This is a genomic window from Arthrobacter ruber (assembly GCF_002954225.1).
In the GTDB taxonomy this organism is placed as follows: Bacteria; Actinomycetota; Actinomycetes; order Actinomycetales; family Micrococcaceae; genus Arthrobacter_D; species Arthrobacter_D ruber.
The window spans coordinates 586219-607791 of the sequence record NZ_PPTH01000018.1 but is presented as its reverse complement, the minus strand read 5'-3'; the positions used below and the strand labels follow the sequence as shown (position 1 = coordinate 607791).

The following is a 21573-nucleotide window of genomic DNA, read 5'->3' as shown; positions in this document are numbered from 1 at the left end:
GCGAGACCCTCGCCGGTCCCACCGAATTTGTGAAGTGCACTCAGACCGTCGAGATGCGTTCACCCCCGAGTCATCACATCCCGGGCATCATTCCCCCCGAGGTCGAGGCCTGGAACCGGAGCGATCCCACGGCCGTCCGGTACTGCTCGCGGATGACCGGTCGGTGGTCGACGGCGCGGTCCTCCACGGTCTCCACGGACCAGAGCGGCCTGGAGCCCGTCAGTGCCCAGGCGGCCTGGACGGCTGCACCCCGGGCCACGTACTCGCCGGGCGCTGGGATGCGCACCGGCAGGTCGAACACCTGCGCGGCGACGTCCTGCACCGCCGCGTTCTGCGCGGCACCGCCGATCAGCAGCAGGTGCCGCGGCAGGACTCCGGCCGCGCGCACCGCATCCAGGGCGTCGGCGAGCCCGCAGAGCATCCCCTCGATCGCCGCCCGCGCCAGGTTCTCGCGCGTGCCCGAGGCGATGCTGAGGTTGTGGAAGCTCGCCTTGGCCGTCGGCAGGTTCGGTGTGCGCTCACCCTCGAAGTACGGGACGAGGACGACGCCGCCCGCGCCGGGTGCGGCAGCCCGGGCCAGCTCCGCGAAGCCGTCGTGGTCCACCCCCAGCATGCCCGCCACAGAGGACAGGACACGCGCGGCGTTCAGCGTCGCCACGAGGGGGAGGAACAGTCCGCTCGCGTCGGCGAAGCCCGCCACGGTGCCCGACGCGTCGGCCACGGGGTCGGCGGCGACGGCGAAGACCGTGCCGCTGGTGCCCAGCGACACGACGACGTCGCCCTCCTCCGTGCCGAGGCCCAGTGCCGCCCCGGCGTTGTCGCCGGCGCCGGCGCCGAGGAGGATACGGTGATCCGACGCGAGGAAGGAGGCGTGCACGACGCCGGCGGTGGCGTCCGCCGGCAGCACGCGCGGGAGGACCACCGCCTCCGGATCTCCTCCGCTCACCCCCTGGCCACGCGCCTCCCGGGCTGGACGGCCGAGCATCCGCTCGAAGAGGTCGAGGTCGTACCCGTTACCCGCCGGGCTCCAGTACCCGGTGCCGCTCGCATCCGAGCGGTCGGTGACCAGTTCCTCGAGCACCGGGCCGAGGGGCGACTCGCCCTCGGGCCCGAAGCCGCGCAGCCGCCAGGTCAGCCAGTCGTGGGGGAGTGCGACGGCGGCGATGGCCGGGACGACGTCGGGCTCGGCGTCGCGCACCCATCGCACCTTCGTCCCCGTGAAGGACGCCACGGGGGCGGACCCGGTCCGGGTCACGAGATCGTCGACGCCGAGCTCGGCGATCAGGTCCTGTGCGGCGGCTGCGGACCGGGTGTCGTTCCACAGCAGTGCATCCCGCAGGACGCGGCCGTCGCGGCCCAGCAGCACCATGCCGTGCTGCTGGCCCGCGATCGAGAGGGCGTCGACGTCGTCCCCGAGGCCGTCGCCGGCTTCCAGGGCGCCGAGCAGGGCCTGCCACCACGCCTCCGGGTCCACCTCGGTACCGTTGGGGTGGGAGGCCCGGCCCGTACGCGCCGCGGCGCCGGTCCGGGTGTCGACGACGACGACCTTGCAGCTCTGCGTCGAGGAGTCGACGCCCGTGACCAGGGCCATGGGTCAGCGGGCCCCGAGCAGGTGCTCGATGAAGAGCTGCTGCAACTTCACGAACCCGAAGCCCTTGCCGTTGTAGTAGGCGTCGGCGTCGAAGTCCTCGTAGGAGGAGCGGTCCGCGCGAAGGGCCTCGTAGCCCTCGCCCTCGTTGAGCGTGGGCTCGTTGATCTCGGAGACGCGCGAGGCCTCGAGTGCGTTCTGCACCTCGGGGTCCGCACGGAAGGCGGCTGCGCGCTCCTTGAGCAGGAGGTAGGTCTGCATGTTGGCGGACGCCGAGTCCCATACGCCGTCCATGTCCTCCGTGCGGCTCGGCTTGTAGTCGAAGTGGCGGGGGCCGTCATAGGCCGGGCCTCCGGCCGGGCCGCCGTTCTCCAGGAGGTCGACGAGCGAGAAGGCGTTCTGCAGGTCACCGTGACCGAACACGAGGTCCTGGTCGAACTTGATGCTCCGCTGGCCGTTGAGGTCGATGTGGAACAGCTTGCCCTGGTAGAGGGCCTGCGCGATACCGTGCGTGAAGTTCAGTCCCGCCATCTGCTCGTGTCCGGTCTCCGGATTGATGCCGACCAGTTCGGGGCGCTCGAGCGTCTCGATGAAGGCCATCGCGTGTCCCAGCGTGGGCAGGAGGATGTCGCCGCGGGGCTCGTTGGGCTTCGGCTCGATGGCGAAGCGGATGTCGTAGCCCTTGTCGGTGACGTAGTCGCCGAGCAGGTTCACGGCTTCGCGGTACCGCTCGAGGGCGCCGCGGATGTCCTTGGCGGCGTCGTACTCGCTGCCTTCGCGCCCGCCCCACATGACGAAGGTCTGCGCGCCGAGTTCGGCGGCGAGATCGATGTTGTCCAGCACCTTGCGCAGGGCGAAGCGGCGGACGCCGCGGTCGTTGCTGGTGAAGCCGCCGTCCTTGAAGACGGGGTGGCTGAACAGGTTCGTGGTGACCATCGGGACGATCAGGCCGGTCGATTCGAGGGCGCCCTTCAGCCGGTCGATCTGCGCCTGCCGTTCCGCCGCGGAGCAGCCGAAGGGGAAGAGGTCGTCGTCGTGGAAGGTGAGGCCGTAGGCGCCGAGGTCGCTCAGGCGATTGACGGCCTCGACCACGTCGAGGGGCGCGCGGGTCGCGGAGCCGAACTGGTCCTGGGCCTCCCAGCCCACCGTCCAGAGTCCGAAGGAGAATTTGTCGTCACGGGTGGGCTCGATCGTCATTGAGTGCTCCAGAGGGTGTGTGATCAATATGTTGCCGTTACAAACATATTAGGTTTGCGGGCAGAGTCAAGCCGCAAAATAGTTCTTGCGCCCCCGATGGAAGGAGTGCGGGGAGATCCGCTCAGAGACCCAGGGCCCGGACGCTCGAGCGGGGGACGAGTTTCGTGGAGAGCTCGATGCGCGGACTCTCCACCGCCTCACCGCGCATCAGCCGCACGAGCGTGCGCGCCGCGAGCATCCCCATCTCGGACAGCGGCTGACGCACCGTCGTCAGGGGTGGGGAGGCCCAGGACGCCTCGGGCAGGTCGTCGAAGCCGATCACGCTGAGGTCGTCGGGGATGCGCATGCCCTGCTGGCGCGCCGCCTCGTAGACGCCGAGGGCCATCTGGTCGCTCGCCGCGAAGATCGCACTCGGGCGATCCTCCCGTTCCAGGAGCTGCACGCCCGCGGCGAAGCCGGAGGCGTAGTCGAAGTCGCCGGTGATCACGAGCGCGGGGTCGAAGGGGAGGCCGGCCGCGTCGAGGCCCGCTCGGTAGCCGTCGAGGCGTGCGCGACTGCACCAGAGGCCCGGCCGTCCGGCCACGAAGCCGATGCGCCGGTGGTTCTGCTGGATCAGGTGCTCGGTGGCGGTCACGGCGCCCGTCCAGTTCGTCGCCCCGATGGTGGGCACCTCGAGATCCGGGACGCCGGCGGGGTCGATCACGATCACCGGGAGATGAAGGCGCTGAAGCTCGGCGTGCAGGAAGGAGTCGAGGTCGGTGGTGACCAGGATGGCGCCGTCGCTCGCCCTGTCCGCCAGCGTGTCCAGCCACTTGCGCGTGGAATCGGTGCCACCGCGCCGGTGGATGGCGGACACCACCACGGACAGACCCTCCGCGTTGAGGGCCTCCTCGACCCCCCGGATGATCTCGACCGCCCAGGGGCTGTCGAGATCGTTGAACACGAGGTCCACGAGTCCCGACGGGGCGGGCGCCGCGGTGCCGCGGCGCCGGTAGCCGTACTCGCGCAGCAGCGCCTCCACCCGCTCGCGCGTCGCGGGTGCGACATCGGACCTGCCGTTGAGGACGCGGGACACGGTGGGGACGGACACGCCGGCCGCGGAGGCGATGGCGGAGATCGTCACTGCCGGCTGGGCGCTGTCCTGCACGTCGTCCTCCTCGGGGCACCGACGCTGCAGTACTGCATCCCCGGAGCGGAATTCGCCCCTTGACCTTCCGGGCGCGATGTTCCTAACCTACAGCAACGGCATTTCCGGAAACTTCCGGAAATCCCTGATCGGAGTTTCGGTCTCCGCACCTCAGGTACCTCAAAGGAGAGCTCATGCAGGTTCGTTCATCCCTCGCCGCCGCAGTCCTCGCAACCGCGATGATCCTTCCCGTGGCTGTTCCCGCCCACGCAGCGTCCCAACCGTCCCGCGCCCCGGGGATCGAGAAGGGGATCGACAGGAAGGACACCCTGCGCTGGGTGGCCCCGAGGGACCTCGAGATCGGCACGGCCGTCGCGGGCGGCGGCCATCACGAGACACAGCCCTACCCCGACCCCTTCACCTTCGACCAGGAATACCGGAAGCGTCTCGCTGCCGAGTTCAGCTCCGTCTCACCCGAGAACCAGCTCAAATGGGAATTCGTCCACCCGGAGCAGGGCACCTACCGCTTCGCGGAGATGGACGCGATCGTGGAGTTCGCACGGCAGAACAAGCAGGTGGTCCGCGGACACACCCTGTTCTGGCACAGCCAGAACCCGGCCTGGCTCGAGGAGGGCGACTTCACCAAGGGCGAGCTGCGCGCCATCCTCAAGGACCACATCCAGACCGTGGTGGGCCGCTACGCCGGCAGGATCCAGCAGTGGGACGTCGCCAACGAGATCTTCAACGACAACGGCACGCTGCGCACCACCGACAACATCTGGATCCGCGAACTCGGCCCCGACATCATCGCCGATGCGTTCCGCTGGGCACACGAGGCGGACCCGAAGGCCAAGCTGTTCTTCAACGACTACGGCGTGGAGAGCATCAACGCGAAGAGCAACGCCTACCTCGAACTGATCCCACGGCTGCAGGCCCAGGGAGTGCCGGTGGACGGCTTCGCCATCCAGGGCCACCTCAGCACCCGTTACGGGTTCCCGGGTGACCTGCAGGCCAACCTGCAGCGCTTCGACGACCTCGGTCTCGAGACGGCGATCACCGAGATCGACGTACGCATGGACGTGGCCGCGGGAACGTCGCCCACCGAAGCCCAGCTCGCGACGCAGGCGAGCTACTACCAGCGGGCCCTCGAGGCCTGCGTCGCTGTCGAGGAGTGCAACTCCTTCACCATCTGGGGCTTCACCGACAAGTACTCCTGGGTGCCCGTGTTCTTCAGCGGCGAGGGCGAGGCGACCGTCATGTGGAACGACTTCACCCGCAAGCCCGCCTACTACGCGCTCCAGGACACCCTGGAGCAGGCGTCCCCCGGGCGCGGAAACCGCTGACCCGACGATCGACGACAGAACAGGAAGAACCATGAGACGACGTTGTCTGATCGCGGGCGCCACGGCTTTCGGCCTGGTGGCCGGGGCCGGCGCCCTGGCGCTACCGGCGAACGCCGAGGAGCCAGCAGTGCTCCTCACCGAGGACTTCGAGGACGGCGCCTTCGGGCCGCTGGTCCAGAACGGAGGGGCCACCCTGTCGGTGATCGACGCCGACGGCGACAAGGCCCTGCTGGTGAAGGGCAGGACCAATGACTACGACGGCGTGAAGACGCCGGCCAACCTCCTGCAGGCGGGTGGCACCTATTCGTTCTCCGCGCAGGTGAAGCTGTCCGCCGCCGCCGGCACGACGACGTCGGCACGCTTCGTCGTCGAGCCCGCCTACAGCTGGGTGGGCAACACCACGGTCTCGGCCGACGCGTGGACCACGGTGAGCGGCACGTTCAATGCCCCTGCCGGTGCCGACCCGGCCACGCTGCGCGCCTACCTCGGGACAGGAGACCTCGGTGCCCCCTACGACTACCTCGTGGACGACGTCGTGATCACCGGTACCGCCGGGCCGGGCGACGGCGGGGCCTGGCAGCCCACCCCGGACCCGGCCTTCATCCCCGGCGGGGCCACCGACCCCACCACCACGCCCCTCGCCACGGCCCGCGGCACCGGGAACGTCGTCGCCCTCACCTTCGACGACGGCCCCAACCCCGGCGAGACCGCCGCGGTCCTCGACCTCCTGAAGTCCAGGGGCATCACGGCGACCTTCTGCGTCATCGGGCAGAACGTGCAGGCGGACGGCGGTGCGGACCTGCTCCGGCGCATCGTCGCCGAAGGGCACACGCTGTGCAACCACGGCACGTCCTACGCGGACATGGGCTCGTGGACGCAGGCGCAGGTCGAGGCGGACCTGAAGGAGAACCTCCGCATCATCCGTGCCGCCGCGGGCGATCCCATGCTGCAGGTGCCGTACTTCCGGGCGCCGAACGGCAGCTGGGGCATCACGGGTGAGGTGGCGGCGGCCCTCGGCATGCAGCCGCTGGGCCTCGGCAACGTCATCTTCGACTGGGACGGCAACGACCTCGGCGAGGCCACCCTGACGGAGAACCTCCGCACGGCGTTCACGCCCGGCGCGGTGGTGCTCGCGCACGACGGCGGCGGCGACCGAACCGCCACGGTCAGGGCCGTGACGACGGTGGTGACCGAGAAGCTGGCCGAGGGCTGGACCTTCACGCTCCCGAGCGGTGGTGCAGGCATCGGGCAGACGACCGGGATCACCAGCGGCTTCGAGACCGGCACCGACGGCTGGACGCCCCGGGGTGACGGCGTGCAGGTAGGCGCCGGCAGCGACGCCCGGACCGGGACCGGCAGCCTGCTCGTCACGGGCCGCACCCAGCCCTGGCACGGCGCGGCCCTCGACGTCACCGCCGGACTCCCCGTGGGGTCGGCGATGGAGGTGTCGGTCTGGGCGAAGCTCGCTCCGGGCCAGTCAGCCGCCTCCCTCAAGGTGTCCGTGCAGCGCGACAACGGCGGCGCGAGTGCGTACGAGGGCGTGGCCGGTGCCGCGGCATCCGTCACCGCCGACGGCTGGACGCAGCTGAAGGGCACCTACACCCTCGGGGCGGCGGCCGACAGGGTCCAGGTCTACGTCGAGGGCCCCGTGGGCGTCGACTTCCTCCTCGACGACTTCAGCCTCGCCCCGTTCGGCGAGAAGCCGATCCAGACCGATGTCCCCGGGCTCAAGGACGTCCTCGGGGCGGACGGGATCGAGCACGTCGGCGTTGCCATCGATGCCCGGGAGACGGTGGGCACGGCAGCGGACCTCGTCCGCAAGCACTACAACGCCTTCACCCCCGAGAACGCGGGCAAGCCCGAGAGCGTCCAGCCGGTCGAAGGCCAGTTCTCCTTCGCCCAGCTGGACCAGCTGCTCGACTTCGCCGACGCCAACGGCATCGAGGTGTACGGGCACGTCCTCGCGTGGCACTCGCAGACACCGGCGTGGTTCTTCAAGGACGGCACCCGCGACCTGACGAACAGCCCCGCCGACCAGGCACTGCTGAAGGCGCGCATGGAGGCCCACATCAAGGGCATCGCCGACCACATCGACGCACGCTACCCCGACGGGGACAGCCCCATCTGGGCGTGGGACGTGGTCAACGAGGTCATCGCCGACGGCGACACCGCCAATCCGCACGACATGCGGGACAGCCGGTGGTTCCAGGTGCTCGGCGAGGGATTCGTGGACGAGGCCTTCCGCCTGGCGGACCGCTACTTCCCGGACGCGGCCCTGTTCATCAACGACTACAACACGGAGATGCCGGAGAAGCGGACCGACTACCTCTCGCTGATCAGCGCGCTCGAGGCGCGGAACGTGCCGATCGACGGCGTGGGGCACCAGGCCCACGTCGACGTCGCCCGGCCGGTGGAGTGGCTCGAGGACTCCATCGTGGCGGTGGAGCGCCTGAACCCCGACCTCCTGCAGGCCATCACCGAACTCGACGTGAACGCCTCCACGGAGAACCAGGGCGCCGACGTCAGCGGTGCCCCGCAGGATCCGTACAGCCCTGCCTTCGAGGACGACGAGGACGCGGCGGCCGAGGTGGGCTACTACTACCGGGACCTGTTCGCGATGCTGCGTGAGCACAACGAGTCCGTCGACTCGGTGACGTTCTGGGGCATCAGCAATGCCCGCACCTGGCTGCGGACGTGGCCGATGGCCCGGCCCTGGGAGCAGCCGCTGCCCTTCGACGACGACCTGCAGGTCACCCCGGCCTACTGGGGCATCGTCGACCCGGCCCGGCTGCCCGCCCGGCCGGCCGATGTGCTGGCACCGCGGATCGCCGACCAGTCCGACGTCCGGACCGTCTCCAACGGTGCGAGCGGCGCGAAGGTGAAGTACACGCTGCCGTCGGCCATCGACACCCTCGACGGCGTGGTGCCGCTGACCTGCGACCCTGCACCGGGCTCGCGCTTCGTCATCGGTGTCACGACGGTCACCTGCACAGCGACGGACGAGGCGGGCAACACCCGCACCAGCTCGTTCGACGTCGTCGTGACGCGCAAGCAGCCCGGGAAGCCCTGACCGTTCCCCGGCACGCCGAAGCCCCTGTCCTCCTCGGAGGGCAGGGGCTTCGTCGTACCGGTCAGGCGTAGGCGCCGAGCAGCCGCACCGATCCGCCGTCCACGCCCTTGGCGCCCTGCACGTAGTCGGGTCCGTCGGTGGCCCCGGTGCCCGCGGCCTGTACGCTGCCCATCACCCAGGAGGGCACGCCCGCCGCGGTGAGGCGCGCGAGGGCGGCGTCGGCGCCGGAGGCACCGACGATCGCGACCATGCCCACTCCGAGGTTCAGTGTCCGCTCGAGATCCGGCAGCGGGACGTTCCCGAGCTGCGCCACGAGCGTGAAGACGGGCGGGAGTTCCCAGGTGGAGCGGTCCACGGTGGCCTCGAGCCCGCGGGGCAGCACGCGGGCGAGGTTCGCCGCGAGCCCGCCCCCGGTGACGTGGCTGAAGCCGTGCACCTGGGCGGCGTCGTCGCGGGTCAGCGCGAGGCAGTCCGCGGCGTAGATGCGTGTGGGCTCGAGGAGTTCCTCGCCGAGCGTGCGCCCGAGTTCGGACACCTGCCGGTCCAGCGCCCAGCCGGCCTGGTTGATGACGCGGCGCACCAGGGAGTAGCCGTTGGAGTGGAGGCCCGAGGACGCCATCGCGATCACGACGTCGCCCGCGCGGACGCGCTCGGGGCCGAGCACGCGGTCGGCCTCGACCACGCCCGTGGCGGCGCCGGCGACATCGTACTCGTGCTCGCCGAGCAGGCCCGGGTGCTCCGCCGTCTCCCCGCCCACGAGGGCCGTGCCGGCGGCCGAGCAGCCTGCCGCGATGCCGCGGACGATGTCCGCGATGCGCTCCGGGACCACCTTCCCGCACGCGATGTAGTCCGTCATGAACAGCGGCTCCGCGCCGACCACCACGATGTCGTCGACCACCATGCCCACGAGGTCGAAGCCGATGGTGTCGTGGATGTCCATGGCCTGCGCGATCGCCACCTTGGTGCCCACGCCGTCGGTCGACGTCGCCAGCAGCGGCCGCGTGTAGGTGAGCAGGCGTGAGACGTCGAAGAGCCCGGCGAAGCCGCCCACCCCGCCGATGACCTGCTCGCCGTGCGTCGCGCGCACGGCGTCCTTCATGAGCTCGACGGCGCGGTCACCCGCCTCGACGTCCACTCCTGCGCTGGCGTACGTGATGGGACCGGACACGCTCATACCCGCTCTTTCTTGTCTTCGGCAGTCAGGACGGCTTCGAACTCGGCATCGGGGCCGGGATCGCATCCTGTGGCTCCCGCCTTGTCCGCGGGGTCGAGCCGCTCGAGGAGGTTCTTGCCCAGACGGTCGGTGTCGGGCAGTTCGATGGGGTACTTCCCGGTGAAGCAGGCCGTGCACAGGCGCTCGCGGGGCTGCTGCGTCGCGTCGATCATGCCGTCCTCGGAGATGTACGCGAGGCTGTCGGCGCCGATGGACTTGCTGATCTCGTCGATCGCGGCACCGTTGGCGATCAGCTCCGCGCGGGACGCGAAGTCGATGCCGTAGAAGCAGGGCCAGCGCACCGGCGGCGAGGAGATCTTGACGTGCACCTCGGCGGCCCCGGCCTCACGCAGCATCCGCACGACGGCGCGCTGCGTGTTGCCGCGGACGATGGAGTCGTCGACCACGATGATGCGCTTGCCGCGGATCACTGACTCGAGGGCGTTGAGCTTGAGGCGGATGCCGAGCTGCCGCAGCGTCTGGCTGGGCTGGATGAACGTACGGCCCACGTACGCGTTCTTCACGAAGCCGTGGGCGAAGGGGATGCCGGACTCCTCCGCGAAGCCCACGGCGGCGGGGGTGCCGGACTCCGGGACCGGGATCACGATGTCCGCCGCGGCCGAATTCTCGCGGGCCAGCTGCCGTCCCATCTCCACGCGCGCCTCGTACACGGAGCGCCCGGCGATCGCGGCGTCGGGCCGGGCCAGGTACACGTACTCGAAGACGCAGCCTGCAGGGCTCGGCGGGGCGAAGCGGCTGCTGCGCACGCCGTCCTCGTCGATGGCGATGAACTCGCCGGGCTCGATCTCCCGGATGTAGCTCGCGCCGACCGTGGCGAGGGCCGCCTGCTCCGAGGCGACCACCCACCCGCGCTCGAGGCGGCCGAGGACGAGGGGGCGCACGCCGTAGGGGTCGCGTGCGGCGTAGAGCGTGCCCTCGTCCATGAAGACGAAGCAGAAGGCCCCGCGGATGCTCGGCAGCAGCTCCAGGGCCGTCTGCTCGAGCGAACGGTCGTCGTCACCGCCGAGGAGCGCGGTGACGAGGGCGGTGTCGGTGGTGTTGCCCTGCGCGAGCTCCCCGGCGCGGGGCTTGCCGTGGCGGGCGAGGACCATCTGGTAGAGCTCGGCGGAGTTGGTGAGATTGCCGTTGTGGGCGAGGGCCACGGTGCCGGCGGCGGTGGCGCCGAGCGTGGGCTGGGCGTTGGCCCAGTGCGAGGAGCCGGTGGTGGAGTACCGGCAGTGGCCGACGGCGATATGGCCGGCCAGCGTGTTCAGCGTGGACTCGTCGAAGACCTGGGACACCAGGCCCATGTCCTTGTAGACGTTGATGCGACGGCCGTCGCTCGTGGCGATGCCCGCCGATTCCTGGCCGCGGTGCTGCAGGGCGTACAGACCGTAGTACGCGAGTTTGGCCACCTCCTCGCCGGGCGCCCAGACGCCGAAGACACCGCAGGCATCCTGTGGTCCCTTCTCGCCGGGAAGAAGATCGTGGGAGAGTTGTCCGTCACCGCGCACCATGCGGCCATTCTCTCACGGTGTGCGGGCGCCGCCCGCGCCGGTCCGGAGCCCCGGCCGGGTTGCCATCGGTCAGGCGGACGGGGCGGGCGGGTTGCCTGCGAGCCGCCCGATCAGACGTTCCAGGCGCGCGATGCCCACGAAGCGGCCCGCGTTGTCGGTGACGAGCAGCGGGGCGAACCGGGTGCTCCTGTCCCGCGTGATCGATCGTTGCAGCGCCTCGTCCACGGGGGTGTCCACATTCACCACGAGTCCGGCGGTCACGACCCCCAGGCGTGCCTCCTCCTCGGACAGGACGGCCACGGGCCTGCGATTGTCGAGGAGCACGACGTCGGTGAGGAACGGCTTGGCCGCGAAGAGCGCCGCCGCGGCGCGCGGTGATGCCGCGGTGGCCACCGGTTCGACGACGCCGCGCACGGTGGAGGCCTGCGAGGTGGGGGAGCGGGTCGAGAGGCGCAGCGCGACATCGAGGTCGAGCGCCTGCCAGGGCGGCGCCGGGCGCCCCAGCAGGTAGCCCTGGACGAGCGGGACCCCCAGGGCGGCGAGGGTGTCGAGTTCCTCGACCCTCTCGATGCCCTCCGCGAGGATCCAGGCGTCCACCCTGCTCGCGAACAGCCCGAGCATCTCGATCAGGGCGCGTCTGGCCTCGTCGACGTCGACATCGCGGACCAGCTCACGGTCCAGCTTGATCACGGAGGGCCGCAGCGTGAGCAGGTGCTGCAGGCCGGCGTACCCGGATCCGGCGTCGTCGACCGCGATCAATGCCCCCGCGGCGCGCAGGGCGTGGAGGAACGGCTCCAGTTCGAGGTACGAGTCGATCGGCGTCTGCTCGGTCAGTTCCACGATCACCCCGCCCAGGTGCCCCTGGTCGGCCCAGACGGCCTGCACGACGGGCGACGGAAGCAGGTGGGGGGACACGTTGACGGTGAGGAAGCAGTTCGCGGGCAGGGTCCCGCGGTGGGCGAACGCGCTGCGCAGGGCGGCAGCCTCGAGGTCGGCGGCACGCCCGGCATGCTGCGCGGCCGCGAACCACACCTCCGGGTTCTTCTCCGTGTAGCCGGGGAACCGCGCGAGCGCCTCGTAGCCCACCACGGTGCCGCGTGCCGTGTCGATGATCGGCTGGTACCAGGAGGCCATGCCCTCGCCCGTACAGGCACGGGCCAGCTCCGCGGCCCCGGGTAGGCCGTGGTCCTGGTGCTGGTGCGTGGCCGGCACGGCGGGAGGATGCAGCAGGATCAAGCAGCGACGATGCTGCCGCGGACCGCGCCGACGAGTTCGGGCGTTATGTCGGTCAGTCCGTGGGCGGATGCGGCATGTGCGCCAACGGCGGCGAGGATCTCGTCATCGGTGCTGCAGACCCAGCGGGCGTCGCAGCCCGGCACGACGTCTCCGCAGGCGAATGCCTTCATGGTGTGTCCCTCTTCCCTGGCCGAACGGTCTGCTGTCCTGTCGGACACCGCTGCCTACTATCGCCCGGCGGGGACACACCGTTAGCGTTCCTGGCGACGCGTCTCCCGGCGGGAGGCCGGGAGCTGATCAGGCGCCGTCGTCGTACGTCCGCTCGGCGCGGGCGCGCTCGGCGCGCCTGATGCTGCGCCGGTCGATGACGAGCACCAGCAGGGCGGCGAGCAGAAGGCCGGGCAGGGCGAACGCGACGGTGAAGAAACCGAGGATCGACTCGCGCGTGAGGGTGGGATCCTCCGGCCCCGTGTAGGCGACCACGAGCGCCACGAGGAAGCCGGCGAGCGCCCCCAGCAGCATGAAGGGGACGAACTTCGGCGCCCGGCGGATGGTCACCTCACGGGAGGCGGACGCGGGGGGAGCTGCGTCACGGACGGGCTCGATCCTGTCCGCGGGGGTGGGCTGCCCGTCCGCCGGTACTGCGCCGCGGGTGTCGGGGGTGCTGTTCGGCTGCTCGGGGGTGCTGCTGGACGGCTCGGAGGTCATGGTTTAAGGCTACCGGGCGTCAGCGTCGCTGCTCGACGAGCTGGTAGCCCGCCTCGCTGAACACGAGCGTGTAGTCGGTCCCCGGATAGTGCTGCTCGGCGTGGGCCTCGGCGTCGACCGGACGGGTGGCGCCCCAGCTCCAGTCGTCGGCGTCGACGATCAGGTACTCGGGCGCCGGGTTCGTGTTGCCGAGCCAGTACACGCGTGCCTCGGGGACGAGGTAGGCCATGAGCACCACGCCGCTCTCCACGGTGGCACCGGCGGGGATGAGGTCCATCATGCGGTGGGCGGCGTCCCAGCGCTCGGACTGCCGGTAGGTCTCCGGTTCGGCGAGGACGGCGAACTTCTGGGCCGGCAGCAGCACGAGGCACGCGACGACGGCGGCGGCGACACCTGCCGGCGCGGTGCCGCGGAGCCAGGCGCGGGGGCTCCTCCTGAGGTGCTGCACGCCGTCGATCAGGGCGAGGAAGAGCACGGGCATGAGGACCGCGCTGTAGTGCCAGTCGGGACCCCAGTACCACTCCTCGCTCGAGGCGAACCGCCACAGGAGGGTGGGCAGCAGGACGAGGCCGAGCGGGGAGCGGAGGAACAGGAGGCCGCCGGCGAGCAGCAGCAACAGCAGCGTCTGGTACTTCGCCGTGCCGGCGAGGAGGCCGGCGACGGCGCCCGCGGGGTCGCCGAGCATCGCACCGACGTCGATCCGGTCGGAGTAGTCGTACTGGCCCGCGGCGTTGAGCGCGGGCAGGATCAGGCGGACCGAGAGGATCAGCCACAGCGCGCCCCATGCGGCCAACCACAGCCCGACGACCGTGCGCAGCCGCCAGGCGATCACCAGTCCGAGGGCCAGGACGGTCAGCCCGAGGTCCTCCTTGACGAAGACGAGCAGCCCGCCCCACACGACGGCGGGCACCACACGCCGCCGCAGCACGGCCTCGAGGCTGAGGGCCAGGAGGGGGACGGCGAAGGCGATCTCGTGGAACTGGGCGGCGACCGCCGACTGCAGTCCCCAGGAGAGGGCGTAGGCGGTCCCGACGGCGATGCCCGCGACCGTCCCGATCAGCCGCGTCCCCGCCCGGGTGACCACGGCCACCGAGAGGCCGAAGAGGAGGTTCTGCACGATCAGCAGGGTCAGACCCGACGGCGCGATGGCGTAGGCGGGCGCGAGCAGCACCAGTAACGGGTGGAAGTGGTCGCCGAGCAGGTTGAAGCCCTCGCCCTTGATGGGCACGATCGGGGCGCCGAGACCGGCATACGCCTTCGCGAGCTGCGTGAAGATCCCGAGGTCCCAGGACGGCGAGCCGAGCTGGTTCCACTGGGTGACGGAGAAGACCGTGTAGAGGGCGGCCGCAGCGAGCCCGGTCAGCCACGCGGCGGCGGGCTGGCGGCGGACTGCTGCGAGGGCGCGACGGGGCAGGGACTGCCCGCGGGAGGAGTCGGTCCCGTGGGCGGGCTCGGTCGTCGGTGGCGCGGTCGGGCGCGGGGCCGGTGCTTCCGTCGGTGGCGGCGCGGGTACTGCCGTCGGTGCCGCGGTCGATCCCGTTCCGGGGCCGCCCGTTCGTCTCGAGCCCAGGGACCGGTCGGTGGTCACGCGGTACGCCCGAACAGGGGGAGCCAGGCGCTGAGGTCCGCGCGCTGGCCCGACGCCGCGACCCTGCCCGCCGCGACCGCCGCGGGCCAGTCCGTCGTGCCCGCGATCAGGGCGAGCCAGGTGGCGGCATCCGTCTCGACGACGTTCGGGGGAGTACCTCGCGTGTGGCGCGGGCCCTCGACGCACTGGGTCACGCCGAAGGGCGGCACCCGCACCTCCACGCTGTTGCCGGGGGCCAGCTCGGCGAGCTCCTCGAGGGTGAAGCGGACGGCGGTCGCGAGGTCCGCGCGGACGGCCGAGCCGTCGGCCACCCGATGCAGTGCCCGGTGCCCGTCCTCGGGGGTGATGCGTCGTCGTGCCATGGTGCCGCCGGTCCTAGTCGAGCAGCGCCATGACGGGCGCGGCGAGCCGCAGGCTGCCGACGGGACGTCCGCCGCCGAGGATCGGTGGGACGACCTTCTCGAGGACCGCGCTCACCTTCTCCGCGTCGATCGCGCCGGAGGCTGCGAAGAGGGTCAGGCCCACGAGGGTCGCCGCCCGGGAATTGCCGTCCAGGACCTTCAGGGCCAGGGATGCCCCGGTGGGCGCGCCCAGGACGAGGACACCCTCCGCGCCGCTCTTGGCGAGGATCCCGAGGTCCTCCATGACCACCGAGTTCTCCATGCCGTTGCCGTGCACCGCCCACGGGTAGTCGAGCATCGCGGTGGCGATCGTCGCGGCGCGGGCGTCGGCGTGCTTGTCCGACGGCGCCTTGGCGATCCTGCCGATGCCGCGCGCGAGGCCTGTCAGCGAGACGGCGGCCACGGGGGCGCCGCAGCCGTCCACGCCCCAGGCCGCCACCGATTCCTCCGTGTACTCCTCGATGACCGATGCCACCGAGCGCTGCAACGGATGCGTGGGCTCGAGGTACGTGGCGGTGTCCCAGCCGTTCTCCGTGCAGGCCCACAGGAAGGCGGCGTGCTTGCCCGAGCAGTTGAACGCGATGCGCTGCTTGCCCTTTCCGCTGCGCACGAGCCCGTTGCGGGCCTCCTCGTCCTGCGGCCAGTCCTCGGGGCACTGGAGGTGCTCCTCGGTGACGCCGGCGGCGTCGAGCATCGTGCGCACCACGTCCATGTGCTCGATGCCGGCCACGTGGCTGGCGGCGGCCAGAGCCACCTGGGGGCCGCGCAGGGGCACGCCGGCCTTCATGCTGGCGAGCGCCTGGAACGGCTTGAGGGTGGAGCGCGGGAAGACCGGGCTGGTGATGTCGCCGAGTTCGGTCACGACGGAGCCGTCGGCGGCGAGCACGACGGCGGCACCCACGTGGCGGGACTCGATGAAGCCGTTGCGTTCCAGGACCGCGAAGTCCACGGCGTCGGCCGTAGTGAAGGTGGAGGGCATGCGTCCAGTATTCCCTACTCGGGGTGCCGCCTTCGGGCGCAGCACGGGTCCGGCCGGCCCCTCGCCGGAGGGACCGTCCCGCCCGGGCGGTGAGCCGGCGCAACTGCGCCCACCGGAGGGAACGGACATCCGGTGGGCGCAGACCTGGGGGAGCGTCGTCACTCCCGGCTCGGGACGCGCTATTTCACGCTGAACTGCACGGTCTGCCAGCCGGAGGCCCCGTCCGGGACGGTATCCGCACGCTCATCGGTCTGCAGGCCGTCGACGCCGTCGGTCGCCCGCGCGCGGAGGGTGTGAGGTCCGGGTTCGAGGGTCAGCTGGTGCGACCACTGGCGCCAGGTGTCCACGGACGCCTCGGCGGCGAGCGTGACGGACTCCCAGTCACCGCCGTCGACGGAGACCTCGACCTCGGTGATGCCCCGCTGCTGGGACCAGGCGACGCCGCCGATCCCGACCGTGCCGGCGTCGAGCGTCGCGAAGGGCTTCGGGACCTCGACGCGGGCCATCGTCTTGATGGGGCCCTGCTCGGCCCAGCCGCGGTCCGTCCAGTACGCCGTCCGATCCGCGAAGCGGGTCACCTCGAGGTCCACCACCCACTTGGTGGCGGACACGTAGCCGTAGAGCCCGGGCACCACCATGCGGACGGGGAACCCGTGTTCCACGGGCAGCGGTTCCCCGTTCATGGCGATGGCGAGGATGGCGTCGCGGTCGTCCTGCAGCACGGGCAGGGGGGTGGAGGCGCTGAAGCCGTCCGAGCTCGTGGACAGCACCATGTCCGCCCCGTCGAGGGGCCTGGCCCGGGCGAGGACCTCGCGCAGCGGATAGCCGAGCCACTTCGCGTTGCCGGCGAGGTCCCCGCCCACCGGGTTGGAGACGCACGTGAGGGTGACATGGCGTTCGATCAGGTCCGCGTCGAGGAGGTCCTGGTACGAGAGCTCGAACTCCTCCTCCACCATGCCGTGCACGCGCAGGACCCAGTCCTCGGTGCTGAGCTGCGGGACGCTGAGCGCGGTGTCGATGCGGTAGAAGTCCGCGTTCGGGGTGACGAAGGGTGTCACGCCCGCGACGGGGGACTGCACGCCGGCAGGAAGGGCCGGCGCAGGGCTGGCCGGAGCGGGGAACTGCAGGCCGCTGCGCACCGCGGCCACGTTGTTACGGGCACCGGCGAGGAGGCGCCCGCCACCCGCGGCCGCCGCGGCGACGACGGCGGTCACGCCCGCGGCCGCGAAGAACCCGCGACGCGAGGGGGTGTGCGGCCGGCTCTCGACGAGTGCCGGCTCGGCGCCGGGATCGGCGACGGCGGACCGCAGGCGCCTGGTGAGCCAGCGGAGTGCGAACAGGCCCGCAGCGGTGCCGGCGACGGTCGGCAGCGCATCCGCCACGGAGGCACCGGCGCGGGTCAGGACGCAGGCCAGGATGATGGCACCCATGAGCAGGACGCCGGCCGCGCCGAGGACCCACCTCCGGAAGGCCACGACGCCGAGGACGGCGGCCAGGAGCGCGATGGTGACGGCCATGCCGACCAGCAGGGCCAGCTTGTCGTTGGTGCCGAACGTGTCGATCGCGAAATCCTTCATCCACGGCGGGGTGAAGTCGATGAAGGTGGAGCCCATCGCGACCACCGGGGTGGCACTGGCGCGGAAGAAGGCACCGGCGAGTTCGGCGATCCCGAGCACCACGCCGGCCGCGACGATCCCGGCCAGGGCGGCGAGGAGGGACGTACCGCGGCGGGGCTGGGTGGAGTTGCTCATGGCAAGTATTCGGAGAGGCACGGAGGGGGTATGGGTAGCGGGCGCCAGGACCGGATGCCGGCCGGGTGTTCCTGCGGCGCCGACGGGTCCTTCATGTGACATCGAACGGACGCAGGAATCTGGGTCGGCACCGCCCCCTCCAGTACGCTGTCCTACTGTGAAGGTTCTTGTGCTGGGCCCCGGGGGCCGCGAACACGCCATCGTCCGGGCCCTGCTGGCCGACCCCTTCGTCCGGGAGGTGCACGCCGCTCCCGGCAACGCGGGCATCGCCGAGGACGTCCCCGTGCACGACGTCGACGCCAACGATCCCGCCGTCGTCACCGACCTCGCCCGCACACTCGGCTCCGATCTCGTGGTCGTCGGCCCCGAGGCCCCGCTCGCGGCCGGCGTCGCCGATGCGCTGCTCGACGCCGGCATCCCCGTCTTCGGCCCCACGAAGGCCGCCGCCCAGCTCGAGGCGTCGAAGGCCTTCGCCAAGCAGGTCATGGCGGCCGCCGGCGTGCCCACCGCGATGGCACGCGTCGCCGCCACCGATGAGGAGGCGAACGAGGCGCTGTGCACCTTCGGCGCCCCCTACGTGGTGAAGGACGACGGGCTCGCCGCGGGCAAGGGGGTGGTGGTCACCGACGACCTCGACGCCGCCCGTGCCCACGCCTCCGCGTGCTTCGAGGCCGGCGGCACCGTGGTGATCGAGGAATTCCTCGACGGCCCCGAGGTCTCGCTGTTCGTCCTCTCCGACGGGCACACCGTGGTGCCGCTCGCACCTGCCCAGGACTTCAAGCGCATCCACGACGGCGACCAGGGGCCGAACACCGGCGGCATGGGCGCCTACTCGCCGCTGGAATGGGTACCGGCGACGCTCGTCGAGGAGGTCCTCACCCGCGTGGCACAGCCCGTCGTCGACGAGATGGCCCACCGCGGGACACCCTTCGCCGGGGTCCTCTACGTGGGGCTCGCCCTCACCTCGCGCGGGATGCGCGTCATCGAGTTCAACGCACGGTTCGGCGACCCCGAGACCCAGGCCGTCCTCGCCCGGCTGGTGACGCCGCTCGGAGGCGTGCTGCTCGCGGCCGCCAAGGGCACCCTCGACCAGATCGACCCGCTCGTGTGGTCGCCGCAGGCGGCCGTCGCCGTCGTCCTCGCGTCCGAGAACTATCCCGATGCCCCCGCGACCGGACGACGCGTCCGGGGCCTGAAGAAGGCCGCGAGGGTGGACGGCGCGCACGTACTGCATGCCGGTACTGCGCTGCGGGACGGCAAGGTGGTCAGCTCCGGCGGGCGGGTCCTCGCCGTGGTCGGCCTCGGGGACTCCCTCGGGGACGCGCGGTCCACGGCCTACGAGGGCCTGTCCCTGATCGAGCTCGAGGGCGGGCAGTCCCGCTCGGACATCGCCCTCCGGGCCTCCCGCGCCGAGGTCGCCGTCACCGGTCCGGCGGCGTCGGTATGAGCGGCTTCGCGCCGGCGCACCCGGAGCTGCCGGGCTGGCGGCACGTCTACTCGGGCAAGGTCCGTGACCTGTACGAGCGGGAGGACGGGTCCGACGACGTCGTGCTCGTGGTCGCCAGCGACCGCATCAGCGCCTACGACCACGTCCTGGCCACCGCCATCCCCGACAAGGGGCGCGTGCTGACGCAGCTCAGCCTGTGGTGGTTCGAGCGTCTGTCCGGCATCCCGAACCACGTCATCGCCTCCGATGTGGCGGGCGGCGTACCCGCCGAGGTGGAGGGGCGGGCGATGATCTGCCGGAACCTCGTCATGTACCCGATCGAGTGCATCGCCCGCGGCTACCTCACCGGCAGCGGGCTGCTCGAGTACCGGGCGTCCCGGACGGTCTGCTCGCTGCCGCTGCCCGAGGGGCTCGTGGACGGATCCCGCCTGGAGCCCGCGCTCTTCACGCCCTCGGCCAAGGCGGAGGTGGGCGAGCACGACGAGAACATCACCTACGACGCCGTCGTCATGACCGTGGGCGACGACGCCGCGGCCCAGCTCCGCGCGCTCACCCTGGACATCTACGCGCGTGCCGAGGCCATCGCCCGGGAGCGCGGGATCATCCTCGCGGACACCAAGGTGGAGTTCGGCCTCGACCCCGCGACGGGCCGGATCACGCTGGGCGACGAGGTCCTGACGCCGGACTCCTCGCGCTTCTGGGACGCCGCGCTCTACGCGCCCGGGCAGGCACAGCCCTCGTTCGACAAGCAGTTCGTGCGCGACTGGCTCACCTCCGACGCCGCGGGCTGGGACCGGCGGTCGGAGCCGCCGGCGCTGCCCGACGACGTCGTCGAGCGCACGCGCGCCCGCTACATCGAGGCGTACGAGCGGCTGACCGGCCGCACCTTCGCCTGACGCGTCCTCGGCTGCCTCGGCGCTCGCCGTCGTTCCCGGTTCATCCGGCGCGGCGGCCGTTCGTGCGCCGTCACGCGCTCCACACCTCTCCGTGCGGCAGGAACCACGAACGACGGCGGGCGACAGGCCGCTGCGGTGGTCCGGGGGACGATGACCGCGGACGGATCGTTATCGTTTCGGCCCGGCTCCAACCGGTGCCGGGCCGGAGGCGGCCGACGTTCACGATGATCACGTCTCCCGGCCCAGCTCGATCCGACACAGCTTGATCCGACACTGCGCCGTGCGGACCCTCAGGGCGACGACCGGCGTCGAACCTTCGAGGAGCACAGTGAATCCCATCCAGCACACCCGCCGATCATCCCGTACCCCTACCCGGACCCGCGCAGTCGTCGCCGTCGTCGCCGCGGGCGCCCTCCTGCTGCCGGCGGCCGGCGCGGTCGCCGCACCGCCGTCGCCCCAGACCCCGGTGTCCGCCTCGCGGCACCAGGGCACCAGCATCCCGCTTCCGGGCGCCTCGTCGGCCGAGGGCGTCGCCGAGGGGAGGGGCTCCACGTTCTACGCCGGCGATCTCGGCCGCGGTGACATCTTCCGCGGTGACATCCGGAAGGGCACCGCAGCCCTGTTCATCGACGCACCCGAGGGCAGGGCCGCCGTCGGCCTCAAGGCCGACATCCGCAACGACCTCCTCTTCGTCTCGGGCGGAGCGACGGGCCACGCGTACGTCTACGACACCCGCACCGGCGCCGAGGTGGCGGACTTCCGACTGGCCACCGGGGACGCCTTCATCAACGACGTCACGCTCACCCCGGACGGCGCCTACTTCACCAACTCACGCAGCGCGGAGCTCTACTTCATCCCGGTGGGGCGGAAGGGAGTGCTCGGCGCACCGACCACGATCGCCCTGTCGGGACCTGCAGCAGCGGTGACGCCGGGATTCAACCTCAACGGCATCACCTCGGTGGATCGCGGCAGGACGCTGATCGTGGCCCACTCGGCCAACCAGGCCCTCTACACCGTGGACCCCACGACGGGCCGGAGCGCGGACATCGCCACGGGCGCGCTGCCCAACGTCGACGGCATCCTTGCCAAGGGGGACACCCTGTATGCGGTGCAGAACAGGATCAACCAGGTCAGCAGGATCGACCTGTCGAAGGACCTCACCAGCGGCGAGGTGGAGGACGTCATCACCAGTCCGCTCTTCGACGTCCCCACCACGGTGGCGCTGTTCGGCAACACCCTGGCGCTCGCCAACGCGAAGTTCGGGGCAGTCGATCCGGACGGGTACGAGGTGGTGACGGTTCCCGCACGCTGACGGCAGCCGGGACATGGAAGAGGCCCGCCGGCTGCTGCCGGCGGGCCTCTTCCAGATGGTCGGGGTGACAGGATTTGAACCTGCGACCTCGTCGTCCCGAACGACGCGCGCTACCAAGCTGCGCCACACCCCGATGCTGCACCCGGAAGGCCGAACCACCCGAACCGCAACTGTCCAAGGATAGCCGAGGATCAGCGGCGA

General features: G+C 71.4%; 17 protein-coding genes and 1 tRNA gene. 5 read left to right on the top strand and 13 right to left on the bottom strand.

Annotated elements, in window-relative coordinates; genetic code table 11:
• Positions 1–73: 73 nt before the first annotated feature.
• From CI785_RS16725 to CI785_RS16715, 3 genes are all read right to left on the bottom strand, one after another.
• A complete protein-coding gene (locus CI785_RS16725; RefSeq protein ID WP_105033182.1) occupies positions 74–1591 on the bottom strand; it encodes an FGGY family carbohydrate kinase in 1518 nt (505 codons plus the stop codon).
• 3 nt (positions 1592–1594) lie between these two features.
• Positions 1595–2785, bottom strand: coding sequence for a xylose isomerase (xylA, locus tag CI785_RS16720; RefSeq protein ID WP_105033181.1), 1191 nt, complete (start codon positions 2783–2785; stop codon positions 1595–1597).
• A 121-nt stretch (positions 2786–2906) separates the two neighbouring features.
• The gene (locus CI785_RS16715) at positions 2907–3932 is read right to left on the bottom strand and encodes a LacI family DNA-binding transcriptional regulator (protein WP_105033180.1); all 1026 of its coding nucleotides are present in this window, start codon (positions 3930–3932) and stop codon (positions 2907–2909) included.
• Positions 3933–4105: 173 nt separating this feature from the next.
• Between CI785_RS16715 and CI785_RS16710 the strand changes: the two genes are divergently transcribed.
• A complete protein-coding gene (locus CI785_RS16710; protein WP_105033179.1) occupies positions 4106–5254 on the top strand; it encodes an endo-1,4-beta-xylanase in 1149 nt (382 codons plus the stop codon).
• Between the two features lie 31 nt (positions 5255–5285).
• Complete coding sequence (locus tag CI785_RS16705) at positions 5286–8324, top strand: endo-1,4-beta-xylanase (RefSeq protein WP_105033178.1); 3039 nt, start codon at positions 5286–5288, stop codon at positions 8322–8324.
• A 61-nt stretch (positions 8325–8385) separates the two neighbouring features.
• On the opposite strand, the gene purM is transcribed toward CI785_RS16705, so the two are convergent.
• The 9 genes from purM to CI785_RS16660 all read right to left on the bottom strand — a co-directional run bounded on the left by purM (position 8386) and on the right by CI785_RS16660 (position 17717).
• Entirely contained in the window at positions 8386–9498 is a 1113-nt protein-coding gene (gene purM / locus CI785_RS16700) for a phosphoribosylformylglycinamidine cyclo-ligase (protein ID WP_105033177.1), read from the bottom strand.
• Positions 9495–11054, bottom strand: a complete 1560-nt coding sequence (purF, locus tag CI785_RS16695) for an amidophosphoribosyltransferase (RefSeq protein ID WP_105033176.1) — start codon at positions 11052–11054, stop codon at positions 9495–9497. Before purF ends, purM begins: the two co-directional genes overlap by 4 nt.
• Before the next feature lie 69 nt (positions 11055–11123).
• The gene (locus CI785_RS16690) at positions 11124–12266 is read right to left on the bottom strand and encodes an EAL domain-containing protein (RefSeq protein ID WP_240615262.1); all 1143 of its coding nucleotides are present in this window, start codon (positions 12264–12266) and stop codon (positions 11124–11126) included.
• A 20-nt stretch (positions 12267–12286) separates the two neighbouring features.
• Positions 12287–12460 (bottom strand): DUF1059 domain-containing protein, encoded by a 174-nt coding sequence (locus CI785_RS16685; RefSeq protein ID WP_105033175.1) that lies wholly within the window; start codon positions 12458–12460, stop codon positions 12287–12289.
• 127 nt (positions 12461–12587) lie between these two features.
• Positions 12588–12998 carry a hypothetical protein gene (locus tag CI785_RS16680; RefSeq protein ID WP_240615261.1) on the bottom strand — a complete coding sequence of 137 codons (411 nt, stop codon included), beginning with the start codon at positions 12996–12998 and terminating at the stop codon, positions 12588–12590.
• 19 nt (positions 12999–13017) lie between these two features.
• The gene (locus CI785_RS16675) at positions 13018–14586 is read right to left on the bottom strand and encodes a DUF2079 domain-containing protein (RefSeq protein WP_105033174.1); all 1569 of its coding nucleotides are present in this window, start codon (positions 14584–14586) and stop codon (positions 13018–13020) included.
• The gene (locus CI785_RS16670; RefSeq protein WP_105033173.1) at positions 14583–14948 is read right to left on the bottom strand and encodes a sterol carrier family protein; all 366 of its coding nucleotides are present in this window, start codon (positions 14946–14948) and stop codon (positions 14583–14585) included. The genes CI785_RS16675 and CI785_RS16670 overlap by 4 nt, the downstream gene beginning before the upstream one ends.
• Positions 14949–14961: 13 nt before the next feature.
• On the bottom strand, positions 14962–15966 hold the full coding sequence (locus CI785_RS16665) for an asparaginase (protein WP_105033172.1): 1005 nt from the start codon (positions 15964–15966) through the stop codon (positions 14962–14964).
• A gap of 179 nt (positions 15967–16145) precedes the next feature.
• Entirely contained in the window at positions 16146–17717 is a 1572-nt protein-coding gene (locus tag CI785_RS16660) for a molybdopterin-dependent oxidoreductase (protein WP_105033171.1), read from the bottom strand.
• 157 nt (positions 17718–17874) lie between these two features.
• Between CI785_RS16660 and purD the strand changes: the two genes are divergently transcribed.
• The 3 genes from purD (at position 17875) to CI785_RS16645 (ending at position 21372) form a co-directional block, all read left to right on the top strand.
• On the top strand, positions 17875–19164 hold the full coding sequence (gene purD, locus CI785_RS16655; RefSeq protein ID WP_105033170.1) for a phosphoribosylamine--glycine ligase: 1290 nt from the start codon (positions 17875–17877) through the stop codon (positions 19162–19164).
• Positions 19161–20060 carry a phosphoribosylaminoimidazolesuccinocarboxamide synthase gene (locus CI785_RS16650; protein ID WP_105033169.1) on the top strand — a complete coding sequence of 300 codons (900 nt, stop codon included), beginning with the start codon at positions 19161–19163 and terminating at the stop codon, positions 20058–20060. The genes purD and CI785_RS16650 overlap by 4 nt, the downstream gene beginning before the upstream one ends.
• A 328-nt stretch (positions 20061–20388) precedes the next feature.
• Positions 20389–21372: an NHL repeat-containing protein gene (locus CI785_RS16645; protein ID WP_240615260.1), complete on the top strand. Its 984-nt coding sequence runs from the start codon at positions 20389–20391 to the stop codon at positions 21370–21372.
• Positions 21373–21428: 56 nt separating this feature from the next.
• Here the strand turns inward: CI785_RS16645 and CI785_RS16640 are convergent.
• Positions 21429–21505, bottom strand: a tRNA-Pro gene (locus tag CI785_RS16640).
• Between the last annotated feature and the right edge of the window lie 68 nt (positions 21506–21573).

Coding starts and splice junctions, on each gene's coding strand:
- CI785_RS16725 (WP_105033182.1), bottom strand. CDS start 1,591: ATGGCCCTGGTCACGGGCGTCGACTCCTCGACGCAGAGCTGCAAGGTC.
- xylA (WP_105033181.1), bottom strand. CDS start 2,785: ATGACGATCGAGCCCACCCGTGACGACAAATTCTCCTTCGGACTCTGG.
- CI785_RS16710 (WP_105033179.1), top strand. CDS start 4,106: ATGCAGGTTCGTTCATCCCTCGCCGCCGCAGTCCTCGCAACCGCGATG.
- CI785_RS16705 (WP_105033178.1), top strand. CDS start 5,286: ATGAGACGACGTTGTCTGATCGCGGGCGCCACGGCTTTCGGCCTGGTG.
- purM (WP_105033177.1), bottom strand. CDS start 9,498: ATGAGCGTGTCCGGTCCCATCACGTACGCCAGCGCAGGAGTGGACGTC.
- purF (WP_105033176.1), bottom strand. CDS start 11,054: ATGGTGCGCGGTGACGGACAACTCTCCCACGATCTTCTTCCCGGCGAG.
- CI785_RS16685 (WP_105033175.1), bottom strand. CDS start 12,460: ATGAAGGCATTCGCCTGCGGAGACGTCGTGCCGGGCTGCGACGCCCGC.
- CI785_RS16680 (WP_240615261.1), bottom strand. CDS start 12,998: ATGACCTCCGAGCCGTCCAGCAGCACCCCCGAGCAGCCGAACAGCACC.
- CI785_RS16670 (WP_105033173.1), bottom strand. CDS start 14,948: ATGGCACGACGACGCATCACCCCCGAGGACGGGCACCGGGCACTGCAT.
- CI785_RS16665 (WP_105033172.1), bottom strand. CDS start 15,966: ATGCCCTCCACCTTCACTACGGCCGACGCCGTGGACTTCGCGGTCCTG.
- CI785_RS16660 (WP_105033171.1), bottom strand. CDS start 17,717: ATGAGCAACTCCACCCAGCCCCGCCGCGGTACGTCCCTCCTCGCCGCC.
- CI785_RS16650 (WP_105033169.1), top strand. CDS start 19,161: ATGAGCGGCTTCGCGCCGGCGCACCCGGAGCTGCCGGGCTGGCGGCAC.